This window comes from Parasedimentitalea maritima (genome assembly GCF_005771405.1).
Classification (GTDB): domain Bacteria; phylum Pseudomonadota; class Alphaproteobacteria; order Rhodobacterales; family Rhodobacteraceae; genus Parasedimentitalea; species Parasedimentitalea maritima.
The window spans coordinates 1-18,918 of the sequence record NZ_VAUA01000013.1; the positions used below are offsets into that span (position 1 = coordinate 1).

The 18,918-nt window shown below is 54.0% G+C and carries 16 protein-coding genes; 4 read left to right on the top strand and 12 right to left on the bottom strand.

The features are described from left to right. The first annotated feature begins 145 nt into the window (after window positions 1-145). Entirely contained in the window at window positions 146-1,291 is a 1,146-nt protein-coding gene (locus FEE96_RS20830) for a calcium-binding protein (RefSeq protein WP_342770991.1), read from the top strand. 101 nt (window positions 1,292-1,392) lie between these two features. On the opposite strand, the gene FEE96_RS23710 is transcribed toward FEE96_RS20830, so the two are convergent. The 12 genes from FEE96_RS23710 to FEE96_RS20890 form a co-directional block, all read right to left on the bottom strand. Further along, window positions 1,393-1,656 carry a hypothetical protein gene (locus FEE96_RS23710; RefSeq protein WP_138165069.1) on the bottom strand — a complete coding sequence of 88 codons (264 nt, stop codon included), beginning with the start codon at window positions 1,654-1,656 and terminating at the stop codon, window positions 1,393-1,395. Window positions 1,657-1,681: 25 nt separating this feature from the next. Next, on the bottom strand, window positions 1,682-2,458 hold the full coding sequence (locus tag FEE96_RS20840; RefSeq protein ID WP_138165070.1) for an enoyl-CoA hydratase-related protein: 777 nt from the start codon (window positions 2,456-2,458) through the stop codon (window positions 1,682-1,684). Window positions 2,459-2,495: 37 nt separating this feature from the next. Beyond that, a complete protein-coding gene (locus tag FEE96_RS20845) occupies window positions 2,496-3,044 on the bottom strand; it encodes a DUF2087 domain-containing protein (protein ID WP_138165071.1) in 549 nt (182 codons plus the stop codon). A 170-nt stretch (window positions 3,045-3,214) separates the two neighbouring features. Then, window positions 3,215-3,700, bottom strand: coding sequence for a cytochrome c-type biogenesis protein (locus tag FEE96_RS20850; protein WP_138165072.1), 486 nt, complete (start codon window positions 3,698-3,700; stop codon window positions 3,215-3,217). Further along, entirely contained in the window at window positions 3,697-5,670 is a 1,974-nt protein-coding gene (locus FEE96_RS20855; RefSeq protein WP_138165073.1) for a heme lyase CcmF/NrfE family subunit, read from the bottom strand. Before FEE96_RS20855 ends, FEE96_RS20850 begins: the two co-directional genes overlap by 4 nt. A gap of 72 nt (window positions 5,671-5,742) precedes the next feature. Then, window positions 5,743-6,330 carry a holin family protein gene (locus FEE96_RS20860; RefSeq protein ID WP_138165074.1) on the bottom strand — a complete coding sequence of 196 codons (588 nt, stop codon included), beginning with the start codon at window positions 6,328-6,330 and terminating at the stop codon, window positions 5,743-5,745. After that, complete coding sequence (locus FEE96_RS20865; protein WP_138165075.1) at window positions 6,321-6,932, bottom strand: holin-associated N-acetylmuramidase; 612 nt, start codon at window positions 6,930-6,932, stop codon at window positions 6,321-6,323. Before FEE96_RS20865 ends, FEE96_RS20860 begins: the two co-directional genes overlap by 10 nt. Before the next feature lie 153 nt (window positions 6,933-7,085). Further along, window positions 7,086-7,529 carry a cytochrome c maturation protein CcmE gene (gene ccmE, locus FEE96_RS20870; protein ID WP_138165076.1) on the bottom strand — a complete coding sequence of 148 codons (444 nt, stop codon included), beginning with the start codon at window positions 7,527-7,529 and terminating at the stop codon, window positions 7,086-7,088. 7 nt (window positions 7,530-7,536) lie between these two features. Then, a complete protein-coding gene (gene argC, locus FEE96_RS20875) occupies window positions 7,537-8,565 on the bottom strand; it encodes an N-acetyl-gamma-glutamyl-phosphate reductase (protein WP_138165077.1) in 1,029 nt (342 codons plus the stop codon). Between the two features lie 88 nt (window positions 8,566-8,653). Next, on the bottom strand, window positions 8,654-9,463 hold the full coding sequence (locus FEE96_RS20880; RefSeq protein WP_138165078.1) for a glutamate racemase: 810 nt from the start codon (window positions 9,461-9,463) through the stop codon (window positions 8,654-8,656). 8 nt (window positions 9,464-9,471) lie between these two features. After that, window positions 9,472-10,347 (bottom strand): lysophospholipid acyltransferase family protein, encoded by an 876-nt coding sequence (locus tag FEE96_RS20885; RefSeq protein ID WP_138165205.1) that lies wholly within the window; start codon window positions 10,345-10,347, stop codon window positions 9,472-9,474. A 286-nt stretch (window positions 10,348-10,633) separates the two neighbouring features. Continuing rightward, the gene (locus FEE96_RS20890) at window positions 10,634-14,056 is read right to left on the bottom strand and encodes an indolepyruvate ferredoxin oxidoreductase family protein (protein WP_138165079.1); all 3,423 of its coding nucleotides are present in this window, start codon (window positions 14,054-14,056) and stop codon (window positions 10,634-10,636) included. A gap of 167 nt (window positions 14,057-14,223) precedes the next feature. Here FEE96_RS20890 and FEE96_RS20895 point away from each other — a divergent pair, with 167 nt between their 5' ends. From FEE96_RS20895 to FEE96_RS20905, 3 genes are all read left to right on the top strand, one after another. Then, complete coding sequence (locus FEE96_RS20895; RefSeq protein WP_138165080.1) at window positions 14,224-15,129, top strand: LysR family transcriptional regulator; 906 nt, start codon at window positions 14,224-14,226, stop codon at window positions 15,127-15,129. 287 nt (window positions 15,130-15,416) lie between these two features. Then, entirely contained in the window at window positions 15,417-17,708 is a 2,292-nt protein-coding gene (locus FEE96_RS20900) for a mechanosensitive ion channel family protein (RefSeq protein WP_342770990.1), read from the top strand. Window positions 17,709-17,729: 21 nt separating this feature from the next. Continuing rightward, window positions 17,730-18,917, top strand: coding sequence for a BamA/TamA family outer membrane protein (locus tag FEE96_RS20905; protein ID WP_246079533.1), 1,188 nt, complete (start codon window positions 17,730-17,732; stop codon window positions 18,915-18,917). Window position 18,918: the final 1 nt, after the last annotated feature.

Sequence of the window (18,918 nt, forward strand, 5' to 3'; positions counted from 1 at the left end):
TCTGCGTATCGCAGTATCCGCAGCTTACGTTGAATCTCGCGTTGATCCTTGTTCATGAACATCTCCTTCTTCCCAAATCTGGGAGGTTAAAGGAAATGTCCCGCGAGTAACGGCATTTCTACAACCTTCGGTCGACGATGGCCAAATTGAAGGCAATGAGGGCCATGATTTGCTAATGGGCACTGCGTCCGATGAGACGTTGCTTGGTCGCGACGGCAACGATAACCTTGATGGTGGTGAAGGTAACGACCGGCTGTTCGGAGACAACGGTAACGACACCTTGTCCGGGGACATTGGCCAAGACAGCTTGTTTGGCGGCAATGGAAATGACGAGCTCGACGGCGGCAACGACGACGATAGAGTCTTTGGCGGTGCCGGGAATGACGTTGCTTCTGGTGGTGACGGCAACGACAGTGTCTATGGCAGCGCAGGTGCAGATACAGTCTTAGGCCGAGATGGCGACGATTTTCTGCGGGGCGGCGACGACGATGACCGTGTATTCGGTGACAATGGCAGCGACACATTGATCGGCGATGGTGGCAACGACCACCTATTTGGTGGCAGGGGCAATGACCAGCTATTTGGTGGCAGGGGCAATGACCAGCTAAATGGTTCGGTTGGTGATGACACAGTCTCAGGTGGGGACAATGATGACGTAGCCACCGGCGGAGAAGGCAATGACCGTGTCTTTGGCAACGACGGCGAAGACCAACTGCTTGGAGAAGCAGGAGATGACTTTTTGCGCGGCGGTGATGGCGACGACATCCTGATTGATGGAACCGGAACCGATATACTGCGCGGTGACGGCGGCAATGACGCGATCTTCGCCAGTGGCTTTATGAATGAACAGGCTGCACTTGAATACTTCAGAAACCCGGATGACACACTCTCCGCTGCAGATCTAGCAGCCGCGCTGGAAATGGATTTTTCTCAAGATACCGACACTGACGGTGATATCGTTGATGGTGGGCAAGGCGATGACACCATATTTGGCGGCATTGGCGATGTGCTGACTGGTGGCGCCGGAGCTGATACGTTTGTCACTGGTGATTGGGTCAAGGGCGAGGCAGCAACTGAGATCACCGATTTCGACGCGGGTGAGGATGTGTTACTCTTTGGCTATGACGAAACCCTCCCCGAGCCGGTCCTGACAATGGTAGCTGAAGACAACGGTGAAGGTGGCAGTGACGCTATTGTAATGGCCGATGGTGTCGAAGTCATCCGGTTGGCAAATCTAGGAACGACGTTTGATGTTAGCAATGACATCGCGCTGATGCCCAACAACGGCTGATCCCACACACTATAGAACAGATCTATCCAGCATTCGGTTAGATCTGTTCTACTTAACTCATTTTGATTGCGGTATTTTTCCCGAAATCTTATTAACTGTGATCACCATGGACCGATCAAAACGACGCGCAACCAAGGCGCGGTACTTGCTGTCTGTTTGGGGATACCGGTAGTAATACGCCAATTTGCCTCAGCAACTTTTGTAAAGTGCAGGCAGACGGTCAGGACGTCGTGCTCTTGATTGGTGCGGGCGATGTATTTGATCTCAGCCCTTACACACTCTTTCTCACCGAAACTGTATGGGGCTGCTAGTTTTAGTCCTTGGATTATCAAAAAACCAACCGCTCCAAGTCGTTTTGCCGCCATTTGCAATCAAACGGCGGCAAACAGTTTACCGGCCTTCGAATTTGGCTGGGCGCTTTTCCATAAAGGCAGTGACACCTTCCAGGAAATCACGCGACTTGCCGCATTCGCCCTGCAAATGCGCTTCAACCGACAGTTGCTCTTGCAGGCTGTTGCCGTAGCTGGCGCGAATTGACTGCTTGATCGCACCAAACGCCTTGGTTGGTCCTTTGGCCAGATAGGTGGCGCGGGCACGCCACTGATCCGCAAAGTCCGCGTCAGGCACCGCTTCCCAAATCATCCCCCAGTCGCTTGCCTGCTTGGCCGAGATTCTGTCGGCAAACAGTGCAGCGCCCATGGCTTTGGCCATGCCCATCTGTCGGGGCAGAAACCACGTCCCACCGGCGTCCGGCATCAGGCCAATACGGGCAAAGGCCTGCATGAAGAAAGCGCTCTCAGTCGCGATTACCACATCCGTCGCCAACGCAAGGTTGGCCCCTGCCCCGGCAACCGGACCATTTACGGCCGCAAGGGTTGGGACAGGGCAATCAAAGATCGCTTCCAGCATTGGGGTATATTCATCGCGCAGCGTACGCTCCAGATCCAGGTCACTGGCGCTGTTGGCGTCGCTCAGGTCCTGTCCCGAGCAAAATGCATCACCTGCACCCGTCAGAACAACCACCCGCGCCTCTTCACCCGCGCGACGCATCGCATGGGTGATCTCAGCGCGCATCTGGCTGGTTAGCGCATTCATCTTTTCAGGGCGGTTCAACGTTACGATCGCCAGCCCATCCGCCAGCAGATAAGTAATTTCTTTATAGTCCATCACTCGGCCTCATATTATCCGTTGTCTGCATGCTGACTTAGGTAGCCGAACGGGAAAAGGCAAACGCCACGTCAGGTAAAGGGACTCTTTGTAACTCCCGCAACTGACTTATTAGCGCGCGTGCATCTACAGGTACGGGCTGTTCCACCCTTTGGTAACGAGATCCATCTTTGGTACGGGTTACCAATCGCATCTCAACCAGAGATCGCCGTACCTGCGCAGCATCTTCCAGCGTGGTCAATTCGTTGAGAAGGTCACTGATTTCACGTTCCCCCCATACAGTTCTAGAGGGCAACACCGCCCAAACTGCCCACAGGCACAGGTTCTGCATACTTGTTTTACCGGGCCAATTGGAAAAGCGGCCTTTATCATCAAAGTTTCGCATCGCTCGGTCCAGCAAGCGCTGATTGACCTGGGGTTCGGGCGCGTTTGTTGCGCGAAGATGTTGGAAATTTTTGTAACCGGCAGCCTGTGCTACACGGTTCAGCATTTCAACATGGCTGGGCGCATCTGACAGTGTGCCCCGCAGTGATTTGGTAAATTGTGACAGGTCGGCAATGGTCAGCCGAATTACATCCCGGGTCATATCTTTCTCCCATGGATACCGCAGCCCAAGTCGGGATGAGGATGCCCGCCCTTATCCAAATGGCATCCTGAGTAAAGGATCCGGATAAATAAAAGCAGGTTTAGCGAAAGGCGGAGCCTGGGTGAACTGCTGACCAAGGACACCCTAACAAGCGCCAGCAAGCGTTGCAATTACTCGTCCAGAAGTTCTTTCAAACGGGCTTGTTCGGCTTCGCTCAGACCGGAATCGTTGCGCCTCGGGGCGTTGGAGCGTCCGCGCAGATAACCCCCAGCCATGATGACAGCAAGCAACAGCATCATGGGCCCAGCCGCCCACAGCAGCCAGTTCGACCCATTTGCAGAAGGCCGCAACAAAACGTATTCGCCAAAGCGATCGACAATGAAGTCCATTGCCTCAGCATCGCTGTCCCCAGCAACCAAACGTTCACGCAGTAGAATGCGCAGATCACGCGCCAGTTCGGCGTTGCTCTCATCGATGCTTTCGTTGCGGCAGACCAGGCAGCGAAGATCTTTGGACATTTCCCGCGCCCGCGCTTCCAATGCCGGATCTTCCAACACCTCATCCGGTTCAACCGCCTGAGCGGTAGTGCCCACAAACACTGTGGTGGACAGACCCAGAATGAACAGCAGAGTCAGAACAATCTTTAGATGTTTCATTCAGCCGCTACCCCTGCGATCTTAGCCTTGCGAGCACCAGCAGCCACGCGGTAGCGACGGTCGCTTAACGATAGCAATCCACCCAGAGCCATCAATAGACAACCACCCCAGATCCAGTTCGCCAATGGCTTGATATAGGTCCGCATGATCCAGCCACCATCGTTTTGCTGATCGCCGATCACCACATACAGATCGCGCAGGAACCGGTAGTCAATCGCCGCTTCGGTGGTTGGCATCCGCGTCACCGGATAGTCGCGTTTTTCAGGCCGCATCATTGCCACTGGCTGACCGTCCTTGGTTACCCGAACATTGGCTACAGTTGCGTAGTAGTTTGGCCCACGATTGCGACCAACGTCTTCCAAAACCAAAGTGTAGGCACCTACGTCAAAAGGTTGACCAACATATGCAACACGGATGTCCTCCTCTTCCCAGGCGGTCAGCCCGGCAATGGCAAAGAACGTGATACCCAAACCGGCATGTGCCGTCGCTTTACCCCAATCTGCCCGCGGCAAGCGCATCATCCGCGCCAGACGCCCGGCCAGGCCAGAACGGCCCGTATGCGACCAGAGATCAGTGATGGCGCCAAACACCATCCAAGAGCCCAGGAACAGCCCAACTGGACCAAGCGCAGAACGCCCGGTTTGCAGCGCCCAGGCAGCAACACCCAGAGCAACGGCCAGCCCAAAGACGTAGCGCAGTTTCCAGGCCGTGCGGCCTAGCTTGCCCCGTTTCCACGGCAGCATTGCGCCCACCGGCATGACCAGTCCCAACAGCACCATAAACGGTGTAAAGGCAGCGTTGAAGAACGGAGGTCCGACGCTCAGTTTCCGGTCAAAGGCCATTTCAGCAATGATTGGCCACAGGGTGCCAAAGAACACCACGAAACAGCTGACGGCCAGCAGGACATTATTGATCACCAGCCCGCTTTCGCGACTGACCACACCAAACACCCCCTTGGCCTCCATCGACTGGGCCCGTGTGGCGAACAATGTCAGCGCACCGCCGGTAAAGATCGCCAGGATATACAGGATGAACACACCACGCACTGGATCATTGGCAAAGGCATGGACGGATGTCAGCAGCCCTGAGCGGACAATAAAGGTGCCAACAAGCGAGAAGCTAAAGGCCAGAATTGCCAGCAGGATGGTCCAGCTTTTCAGCGACTCGCGTTTTTCAACCACAACCGCACTGTGCAGCAACGCTGCGGCTAAGATCCAAGGCATAAACGACGCGTTTTCGACCGGATCCCAGAACCAGAAACCACCCCAGCCCAATTCATAGTAGGCCCACCAGCTGCCCAGAGCGATGCCGATGGTCAAAAAGATCCATGCTGCAAGTGTCCAGGGGCGAACCCAACGGCCCCAGGCAGCATCAACACGACCCTCGATCAGAGCAGCAATTGCAAAGGAAAAGGTCATGCTGAGGCCAACATAACCAAGGTACAAGAACGGTGGATGAAACGCCAAACCAGGGTCTTGCAATAGCGGGTTCAAATCCTGTCCGTCAAACGGCGGCACTGCCAGACGCAGGAAGGGATTTGAAGTGAACAGGATAAAGGCAAAAAACGCGACCCCGATCGAGGCCTGCACCGCCAGAACGCGCGCTTTCAGGCTTGGCGGCAATCCACCACCAAAGACGGAAGCCACCGCACCAAACAGCGCCACAATCAGCACCCACAACAACATAGAGCCTTCGTGATTGCCCCAGGTTCCGCTGATTTTATACAGCATGGGTTTGGCTGAATGGCTGTTGTCCACCACCAGCTTTAGCGAGAAATCGGAGGTGACGAAGGCCCAGGTCAGCGCGCCAAAGGCAAAAGCCGTAAACAGGAACTGCGCCTGCGCGGCTGGCTCGGCAACGGCCATCCATCCGGGCCATCGTTTATGGGCACCAATCAACGGCACAACCATCTGCACGATAGCAATCAAAAAGGCGAGGATGAGGGCGAAGTGTCCGAGCTCTGTAATCATAGCGCCTATATAGGCCGAACAGATCGGCGCGCCAATGACAATCGCCGCGCCATCCGGTCACAGGTCTGTGGTTTATCCACTCTGTTTGTTGCGCAACAAACGCCACTGCCTCAGTGCTGGGTTCTGTTCCGGTTTAACAACCTCGATTTCAACATCCGCATCCCCGTTTGTCGTTGCGTTATCTACACTTACAGTCTCAAGCTGTCTTAACTGAGAAACATTGCTGACAACCTGAGGCACACGTGACAATGACAGGGCCAGATCGCGTTGCAGATTTTCGGACTTCAGTTGCTGACGAGCGCCGAAGTAAAAGGATACAATTACCCCCAGCAGCCACCATAATGGTTCCGGCACCAGTGCAATCCCCTGCATTCGTGCTGCAAACCAAATCGGATCAACCATTGCCGATCCCAACAACCCTATCGTGCCGAGGGCCAAGGCTGGTCGTGGCAATCGATTAACCCCATCCATCCACCGATCAAACCAGCCGCGTTGCTGCAACGCAAATTCCGACTGCATTTGGTTGATCGCTGCTATGTGGCCTTCAAATTGTCGCTGCGCACCAGACTCGGCATTCTCACGGAACACTTCAACCGTTTCACGCAACACATTGCGGTTGCCACCAAACGCCATTTTCAAAACCTGTGAGATCACCCCCATGATGCCACCCTTTTTTGAAAAGCCTGTTCGCTGAGATGATACCGGGGGGACAAAAATTCTTCAGCGCGCCGGATCCAGCCGCCTTTGCCTCCTGCCCGGGTTCGGGCGTATTTGCGGCTGGCGGCCCGTCGATCGACCAGGCGAAAATAGTAGTTACGTCGCACAACGCCGTAGGCATCTTTCAACGCCTGCTCCCCCACATTGGCGGCCAGTCTTGACGCTTTTATCGTCTGCGGCCCGATCACCCCATCAACTGTCGCCTCGTACCCCATATCGCACAGCAACCGCTGCAAGATTTTGACGGCATTCGCCCCCGCGTTAACATACATATCAAACACGGAGGGTTGCAGAAGTTTGGGTAAACAGGCGATCTTTGGAGCGGTGAAATAATGGGAGACAAATATCTCTACCGCTTGTTCCTGGCTTATCGCCTGTACATCGTCCAGCCCGACTTGCCCATCTCCGGTTAGATCCAAATTCAGCCGACGTAGCGTGTGGATTGTCACCCCATGTTTGGTCGCCCCTCCAGGATCATCGGGGTCATTCACAAAACCACCTTCACGGGCGACTATTTCTTCGGCAATCTGTTGAACACTGGGCATCGCACACTCCTGTCGGGACCGTGCACCAGATTGCCGTTCAAATATTGCCACGCCCAAAACACAGCGCGCGCCCTGTTATCCAGAGCGCGCGCCTTATCTTCTTAGTCATGCTGCAAATATCGACCGCGTCAAATCAGGACGGTGTCGAGAGCTTCAGCTTTCTGGTTCGACGTAAACACCCTGCTCTTTCAGTGCATCGACCACTTCTTTAGGCATGTAAGTTTCGTCATGTTTCGCAAGGATTTCAGTCGCTTCAAAGACACCGTCGACATAACTCCCGGTTCCAATCATGCCTTGGTTTTCTTCGAACAAATCCGGCAAGACACCCGCATAGGTGACGGGGATCGACGCCCCACCATCCGTGACCGAAAACGAAATGATTTCACCCTGCCCGCGCACCAATGTGCCTTCTTCAACCAGTCCGCCAATGCGGAACACTTCGCTGGGCTTTGGCGGCTCAGCCATCACTTCACTAGGGGCGCGAAAGAAATTGATGCCGTCCTGCAGTGCATAACCAATCAGACCGGTGGCCACCACAAGGGCCACTGCAGAAACCAGAATAATCTGTACCCGGCGCCGTTTTTTGAGTGTCTTCATTCCATCCTCACGGGAATAGCGGGGCCATCATCAGACCCGATGTTTCATCTTCACCTAACATCAGATTGGCGTTCTGCAAGGCCTGGCCGCTGCTACCTTTTGTCAGGTTATCCAATGCGGCAATAACAATTGCCCGACCTTCGATCCTGTCGGCCGCAACACCGATATGACAAAAGTTTGAGCCCCTCACATGATGAGTACTGGGAGCCTCGCCAAAGGGAAGCACTTCGATGAAAGGCTCGCCGGTGTAGGCAGCCGCCAGACACTCATGGATTTGCTGGGCGTCACCTTTGACATAAGCCGTAGCCAGAATGCCCCGGTTGGCAGGCATGAGATGCGGGGTGAACTGCACCTTAACCTCGCGCCCGGCAACTTTAGAAAACTCTTGGTCAAACTCGCCCAGGTGCCGGTGCGTGCCACCGATGGCATAGGCGTTGTAACCCTCACTCAGCTCGGCGTGCAGCAACCCTTCTTTAAGAGCTCGCCCCGCACCAGAAACTGCGCATTTCAGATCTAGAATGATCTCATCCAGATCAATCACCCCGTCTGCAATTAGTGGCCGCAATGCAAACTGCCCAGTGGCAGCATTACACCCGGTGCCAGCTACCAAACGTGCGGCAGCGATGTCGTTACGGTAAAATTCGGTCAGCCCATAAACAGACTCAGACTGCTGCTCCAGCGCGCTGTGTGGATTTCCGTACCACTTTTCATAAGCCGCCGGATCACGCAGCCGGAAGTCCGCGGACAGATCAACGATCTTTAGCGTTTTGGGTAGTGCAGCAATCACTTCCTGGCTGGTTTTATGCGGCAGGGCACAAAAACACAGATCGACCTGAGAAAAATCAATCTCACCAATCTTACACAGGGTTGGCATTTCCAAATGACGCAGATGTGGGAACACCTGTGACATTTCCATGCCTGCTTTACGATCCGCGGACAGGGCCGCGATTTCAAAGCTCGGATGCTGCGAGATCAGCCGCACCAGTTCAGCACCAGTGTAGCCGCTAGCGCCCAGAATTGCGATTTTATGGGTCATGTCAGACCTCTTTCTTACATGTCATGTATCATTGCCATGACTGACAATGAACTTTTAGAACAAAAATGGATGAGTGCTTTGACCTGGATCAGGCCGCTGAGAAGGTTATTTCTCGTCGCAAAAACTGAGTGGCACGGTCCGATACCCGAGTGGCATCGCCGCTGGTCAGAAATCCACCAGGTCCGCGCCCCATCATATCCGGATGACGCTCAAGATAATGCGCCAGGCTTTCGGCAACCAGATCGCCCTGACTATAAACAGTGACATCCGGTCCCAGCGCCTTTTGAAAGATATCTTCCATCAGTGGATAATGGGTGCAGCCCAATATTGCGGCTTGTGGTTCAGGCATCTTGCGCTTTAGCGCATCCACATGGCTGCGCACCAGAGCTTCGGCTAGGATTTCATCACCGTCTTCGATGGCATCCACAACACCGCCGCAGCTTTGTGCTTCGACATCGACGCCAATAGCCCGAAACGCCAATTCACGCTGAAAGGCACGGCTGGCCACGGTTGCGGGCGTCGCAAACAGCGCCACATGTTTGACCTCAACTTCACGTGGGGGGGAATTGTCGCCCCACTCCCGTTCCGTCAGGGCCTCGATCAAGGGAACAAACACGCCCAACACCCGTTTGCCCGGTGGCAGACCACCTTCTTGCATCCTGCGCAGGGCAGCAGCGCTGGCGGTGTTGCAAGCCAGAATAACCAGATCACAGCCATGCGCCCACATCGTTTCAACCGCCTGCCGGGTCAATTGAAAAACGTCTTCAGCGTCGCGCACCCCATAAGGCGCATGGGCACTGTCGCCATAATAAAGGAAATCCACATCCGGCAGACGTTGCTGCGCGGCGTTCAGAACGGTTAGCCCGCCCAATCCAGAATCAAAGATACCAACTGCCATTGTCCCTGTCAGGCGCGATGCCTGTCCTCGAATTCATAGCCATAACCGTGGTTGTTCAGCGGCTTTGGAGACAGCTCATACGTGGCTTTGCGCAGGAAATCCATCATTGCTTTGGAGTCTGTGACCAAAGGATCCAAAACCTCACGCTGCAACGGATCCCCAATCACCACTTTCACTGGCGTATCTACCCGCTTTTTGAATTCCTTGATCAACAACCCCATCCGCAACGTACCGTGTAGATGACTGGCGATTTGAAACAGGCGCGATGTATGACCTTCAAAAAACAGCGGCACAACCGTCGCATTAGATTTGGCAACCATCCGTGCTGTAAAGCCACGCCACCCCGGATCCATTGGGCGATCAAACGGGCGCGCTCCGGTGGAAACAGTGCCTCCGGGAAAAATACCAATCGCTCCGCCTTGTCCCAGATAATTGAGTGCGGTTTTTCGTGTCTGCAAGTTGGTCTTCAAGGCATCTTTGGTTTCTTCGAAAGAAACGGGCAGCACTACCCGGTTCAGGTCTTCGGCGTTTTGAAACACGCGGTGCGCCAAAATGCGAAAATCTGAACGCGTTTGGGACAGTATGTGCCCCATCATTAGCCCATCCAATATTCCATAAGGATGGTTCGCAATTAGGATCAATGGTCCGTCTTTTGGAATGTTCGTAAGAGACCCCGCCATCACGTCCAGGGTTAACCCGTAGCGTTCAGCCATAACTGACCAGAAGTCGTGGCCCTCGGTAATATCATGCTGATATCCTTTGGCCCGCTTAATCAAACCAAGCCGGCCGGTCGAGTTTTCCATCAGTTTGATCAGGAACCGACCGGAACGGGTTTCAGCCGAATGTGCGTAGGAGATATCGCGGGCAATGTGGCGCGCTTGCATTCTGGCGGTACTCCAAAGGAAAGAACCGGAACACCGGCTTATGTGTTCCAAAATATGCGAGCCGCGTAACATGCCAGTGACAGAGATTGAAACGGGATTAGTCATGACCGCACGGATGCGCCACAGCGTCATCATCTGTTGCATCAGGCGTTTCTACCGGCAGACGATTCTTTAGCCAGATAGATTGTTGGGATACCGATCGTTGGAAACGCTATCGACGACCAGATTTCATAACAAAAAGGCCGGGATTACCCGGCCTTTCTTTGCATTTGGATTAGCGGTGCGCCTACTCCGCCGCTTTGTTCAGCTGCGTTCCGCCCTGCTGCAACGCAATCAGCAGCTCCTCGCGCCGCTTGGCCGCCTTTAGTTCGCTTTCGTGTTTGACAGGGCCAAAACCACGAATTTGTAACGGCAGTTCGGCCAGTGCAATCAGCGGTTCCATGATCTCTGGGCTTACCTTAGGCAACCAAGCCTTCATATCCGCTTCATACTGCTTGATCAGTGCACGTTCCATTTTACGATCTGCCGTATACCCAAACAGATCCAACGGTGTACCACGCAGAGATTTCATTTTGGCGAGCAACCGCAACAGCCGCAGTGTTCCCGGGCCAAATTTGCGCTTTTTCGGACGGCCATTGGCGTCTTTTCCGCCCAGCATGGGAGGAGCCAAATTAAAGGACATCTTGAAATCGCCCTCAAACTCGGCCTCAGCCTTGGCGCGGCTGTCCAGCAGCAATCTGGCAACCTCGTACTCATCCTTATAGGCCAGTAGTTTGTGATAACCCTTAGCCGTGGCTTCTTTGAGAGCCTTATCACTGATACCTTCCAGCAGCTTGCCATAACGCTTGGCCAAGCGCTTGCCCTGATATGCCACCAGAGCATCACTGCGATAGGATATTTTTTCATCCAGTGTTTTGGGTAGATCAACGACCTTGGGCTGGCTGACACCTTTTGCCTCGGCCGGGAACAGAACCGCCCAACGACCAATATCAAAGGCCCGCAGGTTACGTTCGACAGCGGCACCGTTCATGGTGATCGCCTGGGTCAGCGCATCCAGAGTCAAAGGGATCAAACCACGCTGCCAGGCCGCACCAAACACCATCATGTTGGAAAAAATCGAATCTCCAAGCGTGGCTTTCGCCAGGTCGGTCGCGTCGAACAGATCCAGACGATCCCGCAACCGTGCTTCCAGCGCCAGTTGCAACCGGTCAGTTGGAATGGTGAAATCCGTATTACGGGTGAAGTCACCGGTGATGATCTCGTGGCTATTGACCACAGCCCCGGTACGTTCAAGCGACGTCAGCCCCAATGTTTTGGCACCTGCGCTCACCACTAAGTCGCCACCAATCAATGCATGGGCCTCGCCGGTGGCCACACGGATGGCGCTGATGTCTTCCGGGCGGTTGGCCAAGCGGCAATGGATGTGCACTGCGCCACCCTTTTGCGCCAAACCCGCCATTTCCATCATGCCGGCGCCTTTGCCGTCAATTTGTGCCGCCTGAGCAAGAACTGCACCAATGGTCACAACGCCAGTGCCGCCGACCCCAGTGATGACAACATTAAACGTGCCATCGATTGTCGGGAGATCTGGCTGCGGCAGATCTGGCAAATCTAACTGTGTGGTCGGGTCTTTTCGCGGCTTTGCGCCTTCCAAACTCAAGAAAGAGGGACAAAAGCCGTTCAGGCAGGAAAAGTCCTTGTTGCAGGACGATTGATCAATCGCGCGCTTACGGCCCAGTTCGGTTTCGGCAGGAACAATTGATACGCAGTTGGACTGAACGCCACAATCACCACAACCTTCGCAGACATCTGTATTGATGAACACCCGCTGATCCGGGTCTGGAAACAGACCGCGCTTGCGGCGACGGCGTTTTTCGGCAGCACAGGTCTGGATATACAGGATTGCTGATACCCCTTCGACCTTTTCAAATTCGCGCTGGACGTTCATCAACTCACCTCGTTCATGCATTCGCATACCGGAGGGAAATTGTTTGGCGTCCACGTCTTCTTTCTCGTCATAGACCACCGCCATGGTCTTGATGCCCATGGCAACCAACTCGCGGGCAATACGCGGAGCATCCAGCCCGCCTTCGTTACCCTGACCACCGGTCATGGCAACCGCATCATTGTACAGGATCTTATAGGTTATGTTGGTGCCCTCAGCCAGGGCAGCGCGGATCGCTTGAATGCCTGAATGATTGTAGGTGCCATCGCCTAGGTTCTGGAAAACATGGGGTCGGTTCGAGAAGGGAGCCTCGCCAATCCAGTTGGCGCCCTCACCACCCATATGAGTAAACCCAGTGGTTTCGCGGTCCATCCACTGCACCATAAAGTGGCAGCCAATACCGGCATAGGCGCGAGACCCATCCGGAAGTTTAGTGGAGGAGTTATGTGGGCATCCAGAACAGAAGTAAGGCAGACGCGAGGTGATTTCTTCGGCATTGTCCGCCCGGCGCGCGTCCTCAAGAGCCGATAGGCCTGCGTGAATAGCATCGGTTTCGCGGCCCTCTTCAATCAGGATCTGACCAAGTTTCTCGGCGATCATAATCGGATCCAGCGCAAACCGGGTTTGGAACAGCTCTTCGCCGTGCATCGAGCCCGCACCGCCACCTTTGTGCCAACCGTAAACCCGGCGACCACGACGATCGTCAAAGATAGCTTCTTTAATCTGTACTTCGATAAGTTTGCGTTTTTCTTCAACAACAACGATCAGGTCCAGACCTTCCGCCCAGTCGTGAAAGCCTTTCATATCCAACGGGAAGGTTTGTCCGACCTTATAGGTGGTGATGCCTAGCCGGTCGGCCATATTTTCATCGATGTTCAGCAACGACAACGCATGGCTCAGGTCCAGCCAGTTTTTACCCGCAGCAACAAAACCGATTTTTGCCCCCCGCTGACCCCACATGCGCTTGTCCATCTTGTTGGCATGCGAGAAAGCTTCGGCAGCAAAGCGTTTATAGTCAATTATACGATCTTCCTGTTGGAAGCGGTCATCGGCCAGACGGATATTCAATCCATCACTGGGCATTTCGAACTCGGGCGTAACCAGCTTGATCCGGTCCGGGTCCCCATCCACAACCGAGGTCACCTCAATGGTGTCCTTCATCGTCTTCAGGCCAACCCAGAGACCAGAAAACCGGCTGAGCGCCATGCCATAGATACCGTAGTCCAGAATTTCCTGAACACCTGCCGGGCTGACAATCGGCAAATAGGCATCCATCAGGGCCCATTCCGACTGGTGCAGCACGGTTGAGGATTCACCTGTGTGGTCGTCGCCCATCGCCAGCAGCACGCCGCCGTGCTTGGAGCTTCCGGCCATGTTGGCGTGGCGGATCACATCGCCTGAACGGTCAACGCCCGGCCCTTTACCATACCAAAGACCAAACACACCGTCGAATTTGCCTTCACCGCGGACTTCGGCCTGCTGGCTGCCCCACAGCGCCGTTGCGGCCAGATCTTCGTTCAGCCCCAGCTGAAAGGTAACGTCCGCCGCTTTTAGCTGCTTTTCAGCCCGCATCATCATTGTATCTACGGCACCCAGTGGCGATCCGCGATATCCAGTGACCAAGCCAGCCGTATTCAGACCGGCCTGCGCGTCACGCGCCTTTTGCATCAACATCAGGCGCACCAGCGCTTGCGTGCCGTTTAGCATGACCGGCGATTTTTCCAGGTCATATTTGTCATTGAGCGAAATTTTTTGCGTGCTCATCGGGGCCTCCCAACCTTGACTAGCTTGCATTGTTTTTTCAACTATTAGGTCATAATTGCTGACCTGTATAGCTATATTTTGTAAAAACTGTCTTCAGGACACGGTTGAAATTGAAACAAGTGATACAATTCATATAGGTTAGTCGCAGTAGATCAAAAGAGATGCACATGGACTGGGACAAGCTAAGAATTTTTCACGCGGTTGCCGATGCCGGCAGCCTGACCCACGCAGGCGACAAATTGAATTTGTCGCAATCGGCGGTTAGTCGACAGATTCGAGCGCTTGAAGAAAGCCTAAGCGCCACGCTGTTTCACCGACATGCGCGCGGTCTGATTCTCACCGAACAGGGTGAGTTGCTGTTTGATGCCACAGTGGCCATGTCAAAACGGCTGGAAACAGCATCGGCCCGAATTCGTGACAGCGATGAAGAAGTGTTTGGTGAACTACGTGTCACCACGACGACTGGATTTGGAACACTTTGGTTGGCTCCGCGACTGACCAAACTGTACGACCAGTTTCCAGACCTGAAAATCGACCTCATGTTGGAAGAACGCGTGCTCGATCTGCCAATGCGCGAGGCTGATGTTGCGATTCGTATGAAAGAACCAAGTCAGGCGGATTTGATCCGTAAAAGGTTGATGACTGTCAAAATGCGGCTCTATGCCTCTCGCGCCTACTTAGAGCGTAACGGCACACCGCAAGAGCTGTCAGAGATGTCAAAACACCGGCTGATTTGCCAAGATCCGCGCTCGCCGCAGGTTGGTTCCGCTGCCGTACTGGTTCAGAAACTGATGACTCATAACCCATTATCCTTGCTAACTGTGAACAACTATTTTGCTGTATTGCAGGGCGTCTCTCACGATTTGGGGATCGGTGTCTTACCTGACTATGTCACCGAGGACTCTCCCGACCTGATAAATATTTTACACAGCAACGATGCGGGTGAAGTCCCAGTGTACTTAGCCTATCCGGAAGAATTACGGCATTCTCGGCGCATTTCCGCCTTTAGAGATTTTGTGCAAAATGAGATCATTGCCCACCGCAAACATTTGAAAGAACTTGGCAAACTGTAAGCCATGCACAAAACGCATAGCAGCAATGCTGCGCCTGCGGCATTTCGTGTCTTGATCGAACATCACAGGGCCCCTAAATCACTCTCGAAGGCGATGGCAATTGCCTCTCCTTCACCTCCCTGTTGGACTTCGGCCGAGCTTAGTGCTCGGCCTTTTTTTTGGCCTTCTAGTCCAATAACCCCAACTGTTTCGCCAAAGTGTTTTTCAAGGTGCATTTCTAATAACCCGTGCATTTTCAAGACCAGAAGCTTAAACTTATTGGCAAAGCCGTTTTAAAGGATCCAATTGTGTTATTCCGTCTCTTATCAACGCTCAGCATATTGCTATTTGCAGGCGTCGTTTCCTCTGCCGTGCAGGCACAGGTCCCTTTGCCCAACACATCCACAGCTGCCCCAGCAGAAATTACCCTGCCGGACCCGCTGACCCCAGAAGCCATTCACGAGATGGTTGCCAGGATGTCAGATGATCAGGTCCGCAACCTGTTGCTTGATCGTCTGGACGCAGTGGCCACCACACAAACGGCGCAACAGTCAGGCAAAAGTCTAATCACAATCGCTCAAGAGACCTGGGTGGCCTTCTACACCCCTACTCTGGACGCAGTTTCCAAACTGCCGGTGTTGTTCAGCAAACAGGGTGAGGCGCTTTCCAATTTCCAAGCCTCGTTTGGAAATGCCGGCCTGTTAAAGCTGTTTGCTTTTATGGCGATCGCCATTGGCGCAGGTCTAGCCGCGGAATTCGTAACAAACCTACTAAGCCGACGCTGGCAAGGGGATGAAACACCGTCCGAAGACGCCACACTATGGAGTGCACTCAGCTTTCTGGCGCGACGGTTTGGTCGTGACATACTTGGACTGGTGGCCTTTTACTTTGCGCTGCGGTTTGTTGGCCTGACGTTGCTCACCCCTGCACAACTTAGCTTTGCCGGACCGTTTGTGACCTATCTGATCTGGTTCCCACGTCTTGGCGCTGCCATTTCACGTTTTATACTTGCCCCACACCGGGCTGATCTCCGGCTGGTGAATATCAACAACCGCTGGGCAGGCTTTTTGCACCGCAACATAATCGGGTTGGTACTGCTGGGCGGTTTCACACTGTTTATAGTTGGGTTTGATACCGCAAACGGTGTTGCCATCAATGAAACCCGAATTGCGTTTTGGCTCAACACTGCTGTGCACATCTATGTTGCACTCATTTTCTGGACCGCCCGCGAAGGTCTGTCAGAGATGATGCGCGGCACCGATCCGGACCGTAGCAGGTTTGATGAGTGGGTCGCCAAGGCCTACCCCTACTTTGCAGTTGCCGTCGCACTGGTAACTTGGATTGTCGTCCAGGTTTTGTCTGGATCTGGACATATCAAACTGCTGCTGACCGCACCGCATTACACCACTATGTTCTGGTTGCTGCTGGCACCAGCCATCGACACCGCCATTCGCGGGTTGGTACGTCACTTGCAGCCGCCGATGATCGGCGAAGGCGCTGTGGCCGAGGCTGCCTACAAAGCAACCAAGCGCAGTTACATCAAAATTGGCCGTGTCATCGCGGGCCTGTTTGTTGTGTTGCGCGTGGCAGCCGCTTGGAACTTGGACCTTCGCAACTTGGCAGCCGCCGGTGTTGGTGAGCGCTTTGCCGCTAATTTTGTTGAGTTCACAATGACCGTCGCCACTGGCTATGTGATCTACGAACTTGTCTCGCTTTACGTAAACCGACAACTGGCAAAAGAGCAAACCTCGCTTGGCGTTGTTGAGGAAGACGCGGCTGGTGGTGAAGGTGGCGGCGCTGGAGGCTCACGCCTGACCACCGTCTTGCCATTGGCACTGGTCAGTGCCCAGACTGGGATCATAGTGATTTTTGGCCTGTTGGCTGTAGGTAGCCTTGGCATCGATATTACACCATTGCTGGCTGGTGCTGGTATCCTTGGTCTTGCGATTGGTTTTGGTGCGCAAAAGCTGGTGGCCGATGTGGTCTCTGGCGTGTTCTTCCTAATTGATGATGCATTTCGTGTTGGCGAATACGTTGAGGTCGGCGGTACTATGGGCACGGTCGAGAAAATTTCGATCCGCTCCATGCAGCTGCGTCACCACCGCGGTTTGGTGCATACCATCCCCTATGGCGAAATTCCCAAGCTGACCAACTTCAGCCGCGACTGGGTCATCATGAAATTGATGTTCACTGTGCCATTTGATACCGATCCCAATAAGGTCAAAAAGATCTTCAAAAAGATCGGCGCCGAGATGTTGCAGGAACCGCTGTTCAAGGATGACTTCCTTGAGCCCTTCAAAAGTCAGGGTGTGTTCCAGTTTGATGATGTTGGCATCGTCATGCGCGGCAAGTTCATGGCGAAACCGGGAACGCAGTTCACCATCCGCAAGGAAATCTATAACCGGGTGCGCAAGGAATTTGATGCCGCTGGTATTGAATTCGCCCGCCGCGAGGTCCGTGTTGCCCTTCCCGGTGGAGACGAAACTAAGGAACTGACAGAGGCCGATAAAACCGCCATTTCCGCAGCCGCGGGCGCTGCAGTTCAACAGCAGGTACAACAAAAAGCCGAGGAAGAACTTGCAGCCAAAGCGAAGACGTAATTCTGCTTAGGAAGGACGAAGATGACCACTCAATTTGCGGCTTCATTTTGGTCAATTGCAGGTCGAACGCTGTCCTGGAATAAACTTACACGCGGTGGCCGTCAGATGACGGCCACCGTTGCGTTAATATGTGGCTGTATTCCGCAACTGGCATGGGCGGTTGGCCCGGATGACGTTGACCGACAAATGCAACCTGTAGAAAAACTGGGGAAAGACACCGACTTTGGCTTCAAGAACGGCTCAGTTGTTGTGGCCCCTATCCCCTTTTCCAACCCCACCATTGGTTCTGGCCTGGCCCTTGGCGCCGGATATCTTTTCAAGACCGATGAGAATTCCAATACCTCTGTCATTGGTGCGGGTGCCATGCGGTCTGACAATGGCAGTCAGGCAGCTGGCGTGATGGCCAGCCTTGCATTTAACAACAACCATTGGCTGGTCAGCGCCTTTGCAGGCAAGGCGGATGTTCGCTATGACCTGTACACCTCACTAGGGCCGTTCCCTGTACATCAAGATGGCAATTTGGCCCGTTTCAGTTTGGCCTATGGCGTGACAGATAATCTTAGGTTTGGCGGCGTTATGCGCTACCTGGACACCTCCATCTCTGCCGATTTCCCCGGCTTGCCATCCCTGCCGCCTAGTTATGATCCGGATCTAACTCTCGAAGTCCTAACTGCCGGCTTCAGCGCAGATTGGGATCGCCGCAATGACAGCGACTACCCAACCGAAGGCTCTCGATTAACCGCCGAAGTCACGCGTGGCTTTTTCCTAAACAGCGCCCGTGCCAGTTACGACAAGGCCCATGCCATTTATGATTGGTACAAACCACTGAACGAGAGCAGCACAGTAGCTCTGCGCGGCGTTATCTGCTCCACAACGGATGAAACCCCGTTCTTTGATCAATGTTCAATCGGTGCCACTGATAACATGCGTGGTTTCAATTCGACCCAGTTTCTCGATCTACGCTCTACCTCCGTACAAGCCGAATATCGCCATCGCTTTGGTTCGCGCTGGGGTGGTGTGGTCTTTGGCGGCGTTGGCTGGACCGGGGCAAAATTTGACCAACTTCGAGATGGTGGCAGCCACAGTGCCATTGGTGTCGGTGCCCGCTACCGGGTTTCCAAGAAATTTCCGGTCGATTTCTCGGTGGACGTCAGCCACAACAATCTGGGCGATGATCAGATCTATATCTATGTCGGACAACGGTTCTGAC